Origin of the sequence: Vibrio sp. 10N.247.310.23 (assembly GCF_041467155.1) — a bacterium.
Taxonomy (GTDB): domain Bacteria; phylum Pseudomonadota; class Gammaproteobacteria; order Enterobacterales; family Vibrionaceae; genus Vibrio; species Vibrio crassostreae_C.
Genome location: NZ_JBFSTZ010000028.1, coordinates 64,569 through 78,387, shown reverse-complemented (window position 1 = coordinate 78,387; position 13,819 = coordinate 64,569). Strand labels below are relative to the sequence as shown.

Annotated in this window: 13 protein-coding genes and 1 riboswitch; of the genes, 6 read left to right on the top strand and 7 right to left on the bottom strand. The window is 45.6% G+C overall.

The genetic code is table 11. The features are described 5' to 3' along the window. Positions 1 to 70: 70 nt before the first annotated feature. The 3 genes from hemG to AB6D93_RS19245 are packed head-to-tail and all read right to left on the bottom strand — an operon-like array spanning position 71 to position 2,724. Positions 71 to 598 carry a menaquinone-dependent protoporphyrinogen IX dehydrogenase gene (gene hemG / locus AB6D93_RS19255; protein ID WP_102331978.1) on the bottom strand — a complete coding sequence of 176 codons (528 nt, stop codon included), beginning with the start codon at positions 596 to 598 and terminating at the stop codon, positions 71 to 73. A 10-nt stretch (positions 599 to 608) separates the two neighbouring features. Beyond that, the gene (locus tag AB6D93_RS19250) at positions 609 to 2,066 is read right to left on the bottom strand and encodes a TrkH family potassium uptake protein (RefSeq protein ID WP_008223210.1); all 1,458 of its coding nucleotides are present in this window, start codon (positions 2,064 to 2,066) and stop codon (positions 609 to 611) included. Between the two features lie 34 nt (positions 2,067 to 2,100). Further along, positions 2,101 to 2,724, bottom strand: a complete 624-nt coding sequence (locus AB6D93_RS19245; RefSeq protein ID WP_017058823.1) for a YigZ family protein — start codon at positions 2,722 to 2,724, stop codon at positions 2,101 to 2,103. Between the two features lie 227 nt (positions 2,725 to 2,951). On the opposite strand from AB6D93_RS19245, the gene fadB reads away from it, so the two are divergent. The 3 genes from fadB to AB6D93_RS19230 all read left to right on the top strand — a co-directional run bounded on the left by fadB (position 2,952) and on the right by AB6D93_RS19230 (position 7,536). Then, a complete protein-coding gene (gene fadB, locus AB6D93_RS19240; RefSeq protein WP_017058822.1) occupies positions 2,952 to 5,123 on the top strand; it encodes a fatty acid oxidation complex subunit alpha FadB in 2,172 nt (723 codons plus the stop codon). Between the two features lie 26 nt (positions 5,124 to 5,149). Continuing rightward, positions 5,150 to 6,313, top strand: coding sequence for an acetyl-CoA C-acyltransferase FadA (gene fadA / locus AB6D93_RS19235; RefSeq protein WP_102331977.1), 1,164 nt, complete (start codon positions 5,150 to 5,152; stop codon positions 6,311 to 6,313). A 242-nt stretch (positions 6,314 to 6,555) separates the two neighbouring features. Further along, positions 6,556 to 7,536 (top strand): MDR family oxidoreductase, encoded by a 981-nt coding sequence (locus AB6D93_RS19230; RefSeq protein ID WP_017058820.1) that lies wholly within the window; start codon positions 6,556 to 6,558, stop codon positions 7,534 to 7,536. A 135-nt stretch (positions 7,537 to 7,671) separates the two neighbouring features. On the opposite strand, the gene AB6D93_RS19225 is transcribed toward AB6D93_RS19230, so the two are convergent. Both AB6D93_RS19225 and AB6D93_RS19220 read right to left on the bottom strand, forming a co-directional pair. Continuing rightward, on the bottom strand, positions 7,672 to 8,613 hold the full coding sequence (locus AB6D93_RS19225) for a LysR family transcriptional regulator (RefSeq protein ID WP_017058819.1): 942 nt from the start codon (positions 8,611 to 8,613) through the stop codon (positions 7,672 to 7,674). 156 nt (positions 8,614 to 8,769) lie between these two features. Next, entirely contained in the window at positions 8,770 to 8,955 is a 186-nt protein-coding gene (locus AB6D93_RS19220; RefSeq protein ID WP_004736674.1) for a hypothetical protein, read from the bottom strand. 149 nt (positions 8,956 to 9,104) lie between these two features. Here AB6D93_RS19220 and tusA point away from each other — a divergent pair, with 149 nt between their 5' ends. Further along, on the top strand, positions 9,105 to 9,356 hold the full coding sequence (tusA, locus tag AB6D93_RS19215) for a sulfurtransferase TusA (RefSeq protein WP_004736675.1): 252 nt from the start codon (positions 9,105 to 9,107) through the stop codon (positions 9,354 to 9,356). A gap of 83 nt (positions 9,357 to 9,439) precedes the next feature. On the opposite strand, the gene AB6D93_RS19210 is transcribed toward tusA, so the two are convergent. Then, positions 9,440 to 9,694 carry a hypothetical protein gene (locus AB6D93_RS19210; RefSeq protein ID WP_017058818.1) on the bottom strand — a complete coding sequence of 85 codons (255 nt, stop codon included), beginning with the start codon at positions 9,692 to 9,694 and terminating at the stop codon, positions 9,440 to 9,442. Positions 9,695 to 9,845: 151 nt separating this feature from the next. Beyond that, positions 9,846 to 10,400 carry a TMEM165/GDT1 family protein gene (locus AB6D93_RS19205; protein WP_017055491.1) on the bottom strand — a complete coding sequence of 185 codons (555 nt, stop codon included), beginning with the start codon at positions 10,398 to 10,400 and terminating at the stop codon, positions 9,846 to 9,848. 34 nt (positions 10,401 to 10,434) lie between these two features. Continuing rightward, positions 10,435 to 10,610: riboswitch (yybP-ykoY riboswitch) on the bottom strand. 210 nt (positions 10,611 to 10,820) lie between these two features. Here AB6D93_RS19205 and glyQ point away from each other — a divergent pair. Together glyQ and glyS are read left to right on the top strand one after the other, a co-directional pair. Further along, positions 10,821 to 11,738, top strand: a complete 918-nt coding sequence (glyQ, locus tag AB6D93_RS19200; RefSeq protein ID WP_017058815.1) for a glycine--tRNA ligase subunit alpha — start codon at positions 10,821 to 10,823, stop codon at positions 11,736 to 11,738. A gap of 2 nt (positions 11,739 to 11,740) precedes the next feature. Beyond that, on the top strand, positions 11,741 to 13,807 hold the full coding sequence (gene glyS / locus AB6D93_RS19195; RefSeq protein WP_017058814.1) for a glycine--tRNA ligase subunit beta: 2,067 nt from the start codon (positions 11,741 to 11,743) through the stop codon (positions 13,805 to 13,807). Positions 13,808 to 13,819 lie beyond the last annotated feature (12 nt).

Sequence of the window (13,819 nt, the reverse complement as noted above, 5' to 3'; positions counted from 1 at the left end):
TAAGTTTTTTTCGTTTTTTTATTCGTTCGATTAAAAAGAACTCAAAACGCCTCAAAAGTAGGCTTTTATCTTACATATTCTTCAGTTTTTCAGTGAACAAAGAGACTTTTTCCCAGTTTGTGTACTCAACTTCCTTCGTTGTATCCGTTTCACCACCTGTCATATTCATAATAAAGCGGATCATGGTTCTATCGAACCAGTTATAACGTGGGTAATAGAGGGCACCTGCAAATACACCGATTAAAGTCGGCTGCCATGGAGACTTGGTAAGGAACTTCTTAATATACGCACTGCCTTCTGGTGTATCTTTGCCTTGGTCTTCTTTACGCGCCGTTAAGTTAACACAGAAGAACGCAACCTTGTTTGATTGCAACTGAGTAAGGTTGGCATCAATAAATTGATATAGCTTCTTATTAAGGTGGCCATAACGAATCGATGCGCCAATCAACACTCTGTCGTACTGAGCAAAGTCCACCTTGCCAATAGTGTGCAGATCTTGAAGCTCACATTCGAACTCACTCATTTCTTCTTTTATATAGTTCAAGATTTTCTTGGTCTGCCCTTCACGGCTTGAATACAAAAATAGAACTTTTGCCACAATGTTGTCCTTAGCTACGCCAAAACGTAGGGGTCAATAAGATTAATAAGGTGAAGATTTCTAATCGGCCAAACAGCATAGATACGATAAGTACCCATTTTGCTTTGTCGTTCACATCGCCAAAGTGCACCGCGACTTCACCAAGGCCCGGGCCAAGGTTATTTAATGTCGCCGCTACCGCAGAGAAAGCACTCAACTCGTCCATACCAGTTGCAATAAGAGCCAGCATACAAACCACAAACACTAATGCGTATGCAGAGAAGAAGCCCCAGACCGCATCTACAACACGTTGTGGTAGTGCAGAACCGCCAACCTTGATGGTATAGACAGCCCGTGGGTGAACAAGACGCTTCATTTCACGAGCACCTTGCAGAGTAAGTAGTAAGATTCGAATCACTTTCATACCACCACCCGTAGAACCTGCACATCCCCCTATAAAAGAAGAGAACAAAAGCAGTACGGGTAAGAACAATGGCCACTCTGAGAAACCCGTCGTTGTAAAACCCGCGGTCGTAGAGATAGACACGGTTTGGAACAAGGCTTGGTCGAAAGCATCGTAGTACGAATCATAAGAGTGATGATTGAGCAGTAATAAGAAACAAACCAAGAACAGTACTGCCTGAATAAAGATAAAGGCGCGGAACTCAGGATCTTTCCAATAATACTTAGGATGCACACCACCTGAAGCAAATGCAGCAAAGTGAAGCGAATAGTTACATGCGGATATAAGAAGGAACACAACTGTAATCATGTTGATCGCAGGGCTATTGAAATACCCCATGCTCGCATCGTGAGTCGAGAAGCCACCAATCGCAATAGTAGAGAAGCTATGACTGATGGCATCAAAGAAGCTCATCCCAGCAAGCCAAAACGCCACTGCACAAGCAATGGTTAAGCTCAGGTAGATGTACCAAAGCGCTTTTGCCGTTTCAGCAATACGCGGAGTCATCTTGCTATCTTTTACTGGACCCGGGATTTCAGCACGATATAACTGCATACCACCGATACCCAGAACAGGGAGGATAGCTACCGCTAATACGATGATACCCATACCACCAAACCATTGTAGGAACTGACGATAAAAAAGAATCGCCTTAGGCAGATCATCGAGGCCGACAATTACGGTCGCACCTGTCGTAGTTAATGCAGAGAAGGATTCGAAGAAAGCATCGGTTACCGACACATTGGGGTTATCGGCGATCAAAAACGGCAGCGCACCCGCACTACCGATTACCGTCCAAAACAGAACAACAATCAAAAAGCCATCACGCGCTTTCAATTCATGCTTATAACGTCGGTTTGGAAACCAGCAAGTTGCTCCACAGAATAAGAGAACGAAGAAGGTCGTCACAAATGGCACACCCGCACCATCTCGATAGATCAGTGCGACGAGCGCAGGAGCAAGCATTGATACACTAAAAAGTGCTAATAATAATCCGACGATTCGAATAATTGAGCGAAATTGCATGAGCTATTGAACGAAGCGAAATGCTTCACACTTCCTAGTTGTCTTTGACTTTCGTTACCAGTGCCTTAGCACCGCTTTTATTGATCATGGTTTGGGTAAACGAATCTACCTGAAGGAGCTCTATTTCAATAATAAGCTCAACTTGAACACCATAATCCGCTTGGACCTCAACAGCCTGATGCTGAGCCATGATGGATTGTGCGATCGGCACAAAGCCATAGTCTAACTCTAGCCGTAATTTTGTGGTTATTTTTTTCTCGATAGTTTGAAGCAGCTTGAGAGCTTGTTGTACGCCACCGCCGTAAGCCTTAACCAAACCGCCGGTTCCAAGCTTAATTCCGCCAGAGTAGCGCGTCACAACAGCCGTTAATTCACCGACACCAGAGCCCGATAGTTGCGCCAAGATAGGCTTACCCGCTGTACCCGAGGGTTCACCATCATCACTGAAACCCCAAAGCATTGAGTCTTCAGGTCGACCAGCAACAAAACCCCAACAGTTATGTCGTGCTGAAGAATGCTCTTTTTTCACCTGTTCTACGAACTGTTTTGCAGCTTCAACACTTGGAGTATGAGCAAGATGCGTAATAAAGACGCTCTTTTTTATCTCTTCTTCAAACAGAGCCGACGCAGAAGGTATTAAATAAGGCTGTTCATTCATATCGTTAACTTAGTTAATAAGAGCGACGAAGTGTATCACGCGTGAATAATAAGGGTTAGAGGATCTGTGCCATCGCACAATGTTAAACAATTGTTTAAAAAATGTATTGAAATTAATCAAGCAGAGGTACAGACTAAGACAACTGGTCTTACCAGGTATTCTACAATAATAGAAAGATAACAAGATTCTCTCAAACAATCGTGGATTGTATGTCATGGAGATAGACAATGATTTACCAAGCTAACACCCTACAGGTAAAGGAATTACAAGATGGTATTGCGGAATTAAGCTTCTGTGCACCAGCCTCTGTAAACAAACTCGACCTTGCTACTTTAGAATCACTAGATAAAGCGTTAGATGCTCTTAATGCTCACGCAGGATTACGTGGTTTAATCTTAACTTCAAACAAAGACGCGTTCATTGTAGGCGCAGACATCACTGAATTTCTTGGCCTATTTGCTAAGCCAGAAGCAGAACTTGATGAATGGTTAAGATTCGCTAATTCAATCTTCAGCAAGCTCGAAGACCTTCCTGTCCCAACTCTTTCAATGATGCGTGGCCATGCCCTTGGCGGCGGCTGTGAATGTGTACTCGCTACCGATTTCCGTATCGGTGACAAGACCACCAGCATTGGCCTACCTGAAACCAAACTTGGCATCATGCCTGGTTTTGGTGGTTGTGTACGCCTACCTCGTGTTATCGGTGCTGACAGCGCAATGGAAATTATCACGCAAGGCAAAGCATGCCGTGCAGATGAAGCGCTTAAAGTTGGCTTGTTAGATGCGATTGTTGAAACAGACCAGTTACTAGAATCGGCAATCAATACCGTTTCTCTGGCTGCTAATGAAAAATTAGACTGGCAGCTACGCCGTAAACAAAAGACATCAGCGCTTTCACTAAGCAAACTCGAAGCGATGATGAGCTTTACCATGGCGAAGGGCTTAGTTGCTCAAAAAGCAGGGCCTCACTACCCAGCTCCGATTACTTCTGTGATTGCGATTGAAGAAGCAGCACGCAGCAATCGCGATGCAGCACTCGACATCGAACGTAAGCACTTCGTTAAGCTAGCGAAATCGGAAGAAGCAAAAGCATTAGTTGGCTTATTCCTGAATGACCAGTACATCAAAGGCTTAGCGAAACAAGCGGGTAAGTCAGCAAACAAAGCAACTGAGCGTGCAGCCGTACTTGGTGCAGGTATCATGGGCGGCGGTATTGCTTACCAATCAGCTCTAAAAGGCGTGCCAGTGATGATGAAAGACATCGCACAAGCATCGCTTGATCTAGGTATGAACGAAGCATCTAAGCTGTTGAATAAACGCTTATCACGCGGTCGCTTAGATGGATTCAAGATGGCAGGTATTCTGTCTTCTATTACTCCAAGCCTGCATTACGCGGGTGTAGAACAGTCGGATGTGATTGTTGAAGCAGTAGTAGAAAACCCGAAAGTAAAAGCAGCAGTACTGAGCGAAGTGGAAGGTTTGGTTGGTGAAGACACGGTTCTAACATCAAACACCTCTACAATTCCGATCAACCTGCTAGCGAAATCACTGAAGCGCCCAGAAAACTTCTGTGGCATGCACTTCTTTAACCCTGTGCATCGCATGCCTTTGGTTGAGATCATCCGTGGTGAACAAACCTCAGAAGAGACCATCAATCGCGTGGTTGCTTACGCAGCGAAGATGGGTAAATCCCCAATCGTTGTTAACGACTGCCCAGGCTTCTTCGTTAACCGTGTACTTTTCCCTTACTTTGGCGGTTTCAGCATGTTGCTACGCGACGGTGCTGATTTCACTAAGATCGATAAAGTGATGGAGCGTAAGTTCGGTTGGCCAATGGGCCCGGCTTACTTACTAGACGTTGTAGGCCTAGACACTGCACACCACGCACAAGCTGTGATGGCGCAAGGTTTCCCAGAGCGTATGGGCAAAGAAGGTCGTGATGCGATTGATGCACTTTACGTTGCTGAAAAATACGGTCAGAAAAACGGTAGCGGTTTCTACACATACAGCGTAGACAAGCGTGGTCGTCCGAAGAAGACCTTCTCTGAAGACATTCTTCCTATCTTGGCTGACGTATGTCAAGCACCACAAGATTTTGATGACCAAACAATTATCCAGCGCGTGATGATTCCAATGATCAACGAAGTGGTGCTTTGTCTAGAAGAAGGCATTATCGCGACACCGCAAGAAGCGGATATGGCACTGGTTTACGGTTTAGGCTTCCCTCCATTTAGAGGCGGCGTATTCCGCTACTTAGACAGTGTGGGCATTGGTAACTTCGTTGAAATGGCGAAAGGCTACCAAGACTTAGGTGCAATGTACCAAGTTCCTCAGCTATTGCTTGATATGGCAGCGAAGGGCGAAAGCTTTTACGACAGCCAACAAGCCAGTTCTCTGTAACCCACATTTGGAAAAGGAATAGCAAAATGAAAAATGTAGTTGTTGTTGATTGCCTTCGCACCCCAATGGGACGTTCCAAAGGTGGAGCTTTCCGTCACACTCGTGCTGAAGATCTGTCTGCACATTTGATGAAAGGCATTTTAGAGCGCAACCCAGAAATAAACCCTGTCGAAATTGAAGATATTTACTGGGGTTGTGTACAACAAACACTAGAGCAAGGCTTCAACGTTGCACGTAACGCTGCCTTGCTTGCTGGTCTACCGATTGAGATTGGTGCTGTAACAGTCAACCGTTTATGTGGTTCATCTATGCAAGCTTTGCATGATGCAACTCGCTCTATCATGGTTGGTGATGCTGAAATCTGCCTGATTGGTGGTGTGGAGCACATGGGCCACGTACCAATGAACCATGGTGTTGATTTTCACCCAGGCATGTCAAAACACGTAGCAAAAGCGGCCGGCATGATGGGGCTAACCGCTGAGATGTTAGGCAAAATGCACGGTATTAGCCGTGAAGACCAAGATGCATTCGCAGCACGCTCACATGCTCGCGCTCAAGCAGCTACGGTTGAAGGTCGTTTCAAAAATGAAATCCTGCCAACCGAAGCTCACGCTGCAGACGGTTCTCTGTTCACTCTGGATTACGACGAAGTCATTCGCCCAGAGACAACAGTTGAAGGCTTATCCCAGCTGCGTCCGGTATTTGACCCAGCAAACGGCACAGTAACAGCAGGTACTTCATCAGCTCTGTCTGATGGTGCTTCTGCAATGCTTATCATGAGCGAAGAGAAAGCTAACGCACTTGGCCTTAAGATTCGCGCTCGCGTGAAGTCTATGGCTATCGCTGGCTGCGATCCTTCAATCATGGGTTACGGCCCAGTACCAGCAACCCAAAAAGCACTTAAACGTGCAGGACTAACCATTGAAGACATGGGTGTGATTGAGTTAAACGAAGCGTTTGCTGCTCAATCTCTACCTTGTGCTAAAGACTTAGGTCTACTGGATGTTGTTGACGAGAAAGTAAACCTTAACGGCGGTGCGATTGCTCTGGGTCACCCACTAGGCTGTTCTGGTTCTCGTATCTCGACGACGCTAATCAACCTGATGGAAGCACAAGACGTGAAATACGGCTTGGCGACTATGTGTATTGGTTTAGGCCAAGGTATTGCAACGGTATTTGAACGCCCATAGCGTTTACTGACTGTAATATTTGAAGGGTAATCTTTTGTGCAGCTATATTTATATAGCTGCACTTTTTATTGCTTGGCATCCAACAATGCATCGATTGTGTTCAGCGAACTCAACGAGAGAAAAACCAACCCTGACATCTATGCACAAAACGCATATATTCAATGTTGATGTTTCATTATTTTTTCTCGGATGATTCAACTAAAGTTACTTCAGTTTCCTAATATTCCTCCACGGAGCAGATCATGTTTAAAGCACTTGTACTAAACCAAGAAGACAAAAAAACTATCGCGTCAGTTTCTCAAATTGAAGAATCTCAATTACCAGAAGGTAACGTGAAGATTGATGTTAGCTACTCTTCTTTGAACTACAAAGATGGTTTGGCGATTACAGGTAAAGGGCGCATTGTTCGCAACTTCCCTATGGTTCCTGGTATCGACCTTTCTGGTGTGGTTTCACAATCTGATGACCCTCGCTACAAAGCAGGCGACGAAGTGGTTCTAACTGGTTGGGGTGTTGGTGAAGGTCACTGGGGCGGCATGGCTGAGAAAGCAAGCCTAAACGGTGACTGGTTAGTGCCGATGCCTAAAGGTCTAGACGCTAAGAAAGTAATGGCGATTGGTACAGCAGGCTTCACAGCAATGCTTTGTGTTCAAGCTATTGTCGATGCTGGCATCAAGCCTGAAGACGGTGAAATCCTAGTTACCGGCGCAAGTGGCGGTGTAGGTAGCGTATCTATCACTCTACTAAACCAACTGGGCTACAAAGTGGCAGCAGTGACTGGCCGTGCTTCTGTAAACGGTGAACTACTTAAATCACTAGGCGCGACACGTATTGTAGAGCGTGCTGAACTAGAAGAACCAGCTAAGCCACTAGAAAAACAACTGTGGGCTGGCGCTATCGATACGGTAGGCAGCAAAGTGCTTGCGAAAGTATTGGCGCAAATTGATTACAACGGTGCGGTTGCGATGTGTGGTCTAGCAGGCGGTTTTGACTTACCAACCACGGTAATGCCATTCATTCTGCGTAACGTTCGCCTACAAGGTGTTGATTCTGTAATGTGCCCTCGTGAAAAACGTATTAAAGCGTGGGAACAACTGGCTGAGCTACTACCAGAATCTTTCTACGCTCAAGCAACCAAAGAAGTGTCTTTAGACGGTGCAATTCAAGCAGCAGAAGACATCACTAACGGTCAAATCACTGGTCGCGTAGTCATTAAACTATAGGCTCTCAAACATAAAGTTATCAAACCTTAAGCAACAGCTTTAGGCTTGGATAACCCAAAACAACAAAGGGCTGATTTTTATCAGCCCTTTTGCGTTTTTGTCATTCGGGTCAAGTGAACTCAGACTCAGATCCGGTTAACCCAAACCGACATCCGCAATCCGTTTTTGAATCAACTCACCACACTCTTCTTTTACCACTCTTCTTAACCATTGTTGTGAAGCAGAAGAATCGCAACGCGAGTGCCAGATCAGTGAGTAATCAAACGGCATAAATTCAAATGGTAATGGCTTAACAACCAAGTCATAACGCTCTGCTACCAAATAAGCCAAATCAGCAGGCACAGTAATCACCAACGGCATTCTATCGACAATCGCCAATGCCGCTTCAAGGTGATAAGCACGCAGTACCATTTTTCTGGGTTGTTGATTAGCTAAAGCGTTGTCCAATAAAGCCTTAACACCATCACTGATCGCAATCATCGCATGTGGGAGTGAAACATAGTCTGCAAGGCTTAAAGGTTGATCGGCTAATGGATGGTTTTTAGATAACAGACACGACACACCAACCGGCCCCAAGACTTCTTGATGAAGTGGTGCAATGCTGCCACTCGGACGACAGATCGCCATATCAACGCGTTCGGTGCTGAGCTGTTTAAACAAATGCTCATGCTGCAACGGAGCAAACTCCAAAGAGATATTGGGTGCTTGTTCATAAATCTTAGGCAACGCATAAGGCAAGATGGTTTGCATCGCATAATCGGTGGTAGCGATCAGAAAACGTTCGCTGCAATAGTAAGGGTCAAAGTCACTCGGACTCAGCAATTGGCGAAAAGACTCCAAAGGCTGATCAATACGCTGACTGATCTCGAGTGCTTTCTTGGTAGGAATAAGGTGCTGACCTTGACGTGTAAACAACGGATCGTTTAGTAATTCTCTTAAACGCCCTAATACTCGACTGGTTGCGGATTGGCTTAAGTTAAGACGAAGCGCGGCCTGGCTTACGCTGCCCTCTTCAATCAATACCTTTAAAGCGACCAATAAATTAAGGTCTCTACGATAGATGTCTTCTAATTCCACGCCACTTACCTAGCTGTATACGATTGCCATTAGTCACTAAGTTGTTTATAGCATGCTTTAGATAAAAAAAATCCCGCAATTACGCGGGGAAGCCCAAGAAAATTGGGGGATAGTGTCGGAATGTTGTCGTATCGGAATTCGCTTGCTGTATTCGGGTTAGTGCTCTTGCTCTTCGGCTATACCTTGCCAACGGCGCATCTCTACCCAAATACCAATAATCGTTGCTACTATGCCAAAAATAGGCATCAGTGAGGTCTCTGTCGATGAGCGTAGTACTAACGCACAAAAAGAAATAAAACAGAGAACCGAATAAATTGTTAATCTATCTAATCCTGTCAACATCGCCACTCCTTAGCTAGTTGCCTTTGCTTCAAGTTGTTATCAACTTGTTAACTAAGTTATAGGAAATGATTCTGTTTGCCAAGCACTTATTGCATATTTTTTCTGCAGACGTATTATTCACTCGTTAGATAGATATAGAGATACAAACCATGACATTCAAACCTGAACTGGCAACCCATACTTTAGAAGCTGAAGGCCTGCGTTGCCCGGAACCAGTAATGATGGTCAGGAAGACAATTAGAAACATGCAGGATGGCGATGTGTTACTGGTAAAAGCTGACGATCCTTCGACAACTCGAGATATTCCGAGCTTTTGTCGATTCATGGATCACCAGTTGGTAGGCCAAGCAACAGAAACGTTGCCTTACCAGTATTTGATCAGAAAGGGATTGGAGGCGTAACGCCCCACCGACTATCAAGTATCAAAAAAGCCGCTCGTACCTTATGTTCTTAAACAGAACTCAGAGTACGAGCGGCTTTTTGTTTATTCGCTTCTAGATTTGTTTTGCAGATGCTCCAGCTGATGCTGAATTTCTCGGATATCTTTGCGCATCGGAATAATATGCGCGACCCGAATCCAAGCCTCTACCGCAAGTGCAGTCATGATGATGGCACCCGCGACCATTGGCAGCCACATGTCCGTCAACACCATGCCTAACAGTGTAAGTGCAAGACCAAAAGTAAATAGATAACTTTGGCTTTGTGGAGTAATACCCATATAACGCGTCAACATAATCATGCCCTCGTGTTCTTAACTCACAAGATTAAAATATCATGACAAGTATGACAGTTATATGTCCATTCGCTCGATAAACCCCACAATACTGTAAGAGTATGACCTACAACACATTACTCTACTGATTGAGTATAATAAGACTCAATACCACCTGTTAATAGAAAGCAGCAGCGATAGCTAAACCCACGAATAGCAAGGCTGTGATCTTACGAATCAGATCAAGCGGCATCTTATCCGCAGAGAGCTTACCGATGATCACCACAGGCACATTCGCCAGCAGCATACCGATCGTAGTACCCAGAATCACCCACGTTAATGCATCAGAATATTGAGCCCCTAGAATAGAGGTCGCAATTTGGGTTTTATCACCGATCTCAGCAATGAAGAAGGCGATGAAACTGGCGACAAACGGGCCTCGGTTTGATATCTGCTCATCGTCATCCAACTTATCCGGAATCAGAATCCAGCCCGCCATAGCGATGAAACTAACCACCAGCACCCACTTTAATACTTCAGGTGAAAGATAGTCGGCGACCACAACCCCGAGCCATGCAGCAAGGGCATGATTGGCAATGGTGGCAAAGAAGATAGCCGCAATGATAGGTATCGGTTTTCGATATCGACTGGCTAATAAAAGGGATAGCAACTGGGTCTTATCACCGATCTCGGCTAAGGCGACAGTTGTAATTGAAATTGCTAAAACGCTCACGACATGCTCATTTGGGATGGAGATTATTATATTTAACCAAAGACAAACCTCGCGCCCCATCCCGGTTCACGATGCTTGTCTAAGGTCTTGCTAAGCGCCACCAAGGTGGTGGTTGCCTCGAACGCCATGATGATTTTGCATCAATTATGTTGACGAACGAACTCATTCAATAGGATATGAATAAGTAAGCTACTCCCCAAAGACCGCGAGATTTTAATCACCCACGCTTTCAAACACAAGTGTCAAACTTATCAAAATATCCACTTGTGCCGAAAAACAAACATTAAAGGCAAAAAAATCCACTAAACGACATTTTAGACCACTAATTAAACAAGATTACCCCTACTCGCTTTACGAATATCTCGGTATACTCAGAGGTTATTTTTCTCATTCATTTAAAAGAATCGCGCGAACCTGACTATGCAAAAATACGATATCAAAACCTTCCAGGGAATGATCCTCGCGCTGCAGGATTACTGGGCTCAAAACGGTTGTACCATTGTTCAACCTCTAGATATGGAAGTAGGTGCAGGCACCTCTCACCCAATGACATGTCTACGAGCACTTGGCCCAGAGCCAATGTCTACAGCTTACGTTCAACCTTCTCGTCGTCCGACCGATGGCCGTTACGGTGAAAACCCTAACCGTCTGCAGCACTACTACCAATTCCAAGTAGCGCTAAAACCATCGCCAGACAATATCCAAGAGTTGTACCTAGGCTCCCTAGAGGTTCTTGGTGTTGACCCACTTGTTCACGACATTCGCTTCGTTGAAGATAACTGGGAAAACCCAACACTAGGCGCATGGGGCCTTGGTTGGGAAGTATGGCTAAACGGCATGGAAGTAACTCAGTTTACTTACTTCCAACAGGTTGGCGGCCTTGAGTGTAAGCCAGTAACTGGCGAGATCACTTACGGTATCGAGCGTCTAGCAATGTACATCCAGGAAGTAGATTCTGTTTACGACCTAGTATGGAACGTAGCACCAGACGGTTCTAACGTGACTTACGGTGACATCTTCCACCAAAACGAAGTTGAGCAATCGACGTACAACTTCGAGCACGCAGACGTAGATTTCCTATTCACTTTCTTCGACCAGTGCGAGAAAGAGTGTAAAGAGCTACTTGAGCTTGAGAAGCCACTGCCGCTTCCAGCTTACGAGCGCATTCTAAAAGCAGGTCACGCATTCAACATCCTTGATGCGCGCAAAGCTATCTCTGTAACAGAGCGTCAACGTTACATCCTTCGTATCCGCAACCTGACTAAATCAGTTGCTGAAGCGTACTACGCGTCACGTGAAGCGCTTGGCTTCCCAATGTGTAAGAAGGAAGGTAAATAATCATGGCGAAGAATTTTCTAATTGAACTGGGTACGGAAGAGCTTCCACCAACAGCACTTCGTTCTCTAGCAGAAGCGTTTGCTTCTAACTTTGAAGCAGGTCTTAAAACGGCTGAGCTTTCTCACGAAGGCATCAAGTGGTACGCAGCACCTCGTCGTCTAGCACTTAAAGTAACTGCACTGGCTGAAGGCCAAGCAGACAAAGTGGTTGAGAAACGTGGCCCTGCTGTTTCTGTGGCATTCGATGCTGAAGGCAACGCGACCAAAGCGGCACAAGGTTGGGCTCGTGGTAACGGTATTACTGTTGAGCAAGCTGACCGTCTGAAAACAGACAAAGGCGAGTGGCTTCTTTTCAAACAAGAAGTAGCTGGCAAACCAGTTCAAGAATTGGTGATGGACATTGCTGCGAAAGCACTGGCTGGCCTACCAATTCCTAAAGCAATGCGCTGGGGTAACTCAGACATTCAATTTATCCGTCCAGTAAAAACACTGACAGTGCTACTAGGTGATGAGCTTGTTGAAGGCGAAATCCTAGGCGTAGCATCTGCTCGTACTATCCGTGGCCACCGTTTCATGGGCGAACAAGAGTTCACAATCGACTCTGCTGACCAATACCCTGCGATCCTAGAAGAGCGCGGTAAAGTAATGGCAGATTACGAAGCGCGTAAAGCGATCATCCTTGCTGATTCGCAAAAAGCGGCAGCTGCGGTTGGCGGTACAGCTGACCTAGAAGATGACCTTGTTGAAGAAGTAACGTCTCTGGTTGAATGGCCAGTAGTACTGACAGCGAAGTTTGAAGAAGAATTCCTAAAAGTCCCTTCTGAAGCTTTGGTTTACACCATGAAGGGTGACCAAAAGTACTTCCCTGTTTACGATGACAACAAGAAGCTACTACCGAACTTCATCTTCGTATCGAACATCGAGTCTAAAGAGCCTCGTCACGTTATCGAAGGTAACGAGAAAGTGGTACGCCCACGTCTTGCTGATGCTGAATTCTTCTTCAACACAGACCGTAAGCGCCCGCTTATCGACCGTCTTGCTGAACTAGACCAGGCTATCTTCCAGAAGCAATTGGGTACTATCAAAGACAAAACAGACCGCATCACAGAGCTTGCAGGCTACATTGCTGAGCAAATCGATGCTGACGTTGAAAAGTCTAAACGTGCTGGCCTACTGGCTAAGTGTGACCTAATGACCTCTATGGTATTCGAATTTACGGATACTCAAGGTGTGATGGGCATGCACTACGCGACTCACGACGGTGAAGACGAGCAAGTTGCACTGGCACTTTACGAGCAATACATGCCTCGTTTCGCGGGTGACGATCTACCAAGCACTGGTATCTCTTCAGCAGTAGCAATGGCAGACAAGCTAGACACTATCGTAGGTATCTTCGGTATTGGCCAAGCACCAAAAGGTTCTGACCCATTTGCACTTCGTCGTGCGTCTCTAGGTGTGCTACGTATCATCGTTGAAAACGGCTACAACCTAGACCTAACCGATCTGATCGGCAAAGCGAAAGAGCTACTAGGCGACAAGCTGACTAACAAAAACGTAGAAGCTGACGTTATCGACTTCATGCTAGGTCGTTTCCGCGCATGGTACCAAGATGCTGGTTTCAGCGTTGATATCATCCAAGCGGTACTAGCACGTCGTCCAACTAAGCCTGCTGACTTTGACCAACGTGTTAAAGCGGTTTCTCACTTCCGTGAACTGGAAGCAGCAGAAGCACTAGCAGCAGCGAACAAGCGTGTAGGTAATATCCTTGCGAAATTCGATGGCGAGCTACCAGCTGAAATCGACCTAACGCTTCTTCAAGAAGACGCAGAGAAAGCACTGGCTGAAAACGTTGAAGTAATGACGGAAGCACTAGAACCAGCATTCGCAACAGGTAACTACCAAGAAGCCCTAAGCAAGCTTGCTGATCTACGTGAACCAGTTGATGCATTCTTCGATAACGTAATGGTTATGGCTGATGACGAAGCGCTTAAGAAGAACCGTCTAACGCTACTGAACAACCTACGTAACCTGTTCCTACAGATTGCTGACATCTCTCTACTGCAAAAATAAGCACAAGTGAGA